Origin of the sequence: Mesorhizobium sp. M5C.F.Ca.IN.020.29.1.1 (assembly GCF_003997375.1) — a bacterium.
Lineage (GTDB): Bacteria > Pseudomonadota > Alphaproteobacteria > Rhizobiales > Rhizobiaceae > Mesorhizobium > Mesorhizobium wenxiniae.
Genome location: NZ_RZSW01001132.1, coordinates 1 through 661 on the forward strand (window position 1 = coordinate 1; position 661 = coordinate 661).

1 protein-coding gene is annotated in these 661 nt (G+C 62.8%); it reads left to right on the forward strand.

From position 1 onward, the window contains the following. A partial coding sequence (locus EOA85_RS36685; RefSeq protein WP_127212831.1) for a P-loop NTPase occupies positions 1–661 on the forward strand: 661 nt, incomplete at both ends.

The window sequence follows — 661 nt, forward strand, 5'->3', positions numbered from 1 at the left end:
GGGCCGGGGTTGGTGGCCTGAATGAATTCAGGGAGCGGTTCTTCAGGACCGGCGAAGACGTTCGCGATCGCGTCGGCCTCAAATTCCTCGGCTACCTGCCGATCATTGGCAGCAAGGTCGCCAAGGACGATAAGCGCGATGACGGTCAGGCGGACATCAAAACGGCCCAATCACCGTCGGCCGCTGAAAGACGCGCGCGCATGCGGGTGAGCATCGACGCCCCGGCATCGATGTTTTCCGAAACGCTTCGCAGCGCCAAGATTGCCTTCGACGTCGTGATGGAAGGGCAAGGCAGCCGGGTCATTGGCGTGATCTCGGTTCTTCCCGGTGAGGGCAAGTCGACCGTGGCGGCGAATCTGGCCGGACTGCTTGCTGCCAACGGGTCGAAAACCCTGCTGGTGGACGGCGACCTGCGCAAACCCGGCCTCAGCCGCAGCCTTGGCATGGAGGCCGAGCAAGGCCTGATGGAGGCGGTAGTGAGCGGGCAGACCTGGCAGTCCGTCGGCAAGATCGACCGGCAGACCAAGCTGGCGATTGTTCCGGCTGTGCCGCGCGGTCATTTCTCGCACACCAGCGAGCTTCTATCGTCGGCCGGGATGCGGCGTTTCATCAACAATGCCAAGGAGACCTTCGAGTACATCATTGTCGATCTGCCGCCGCT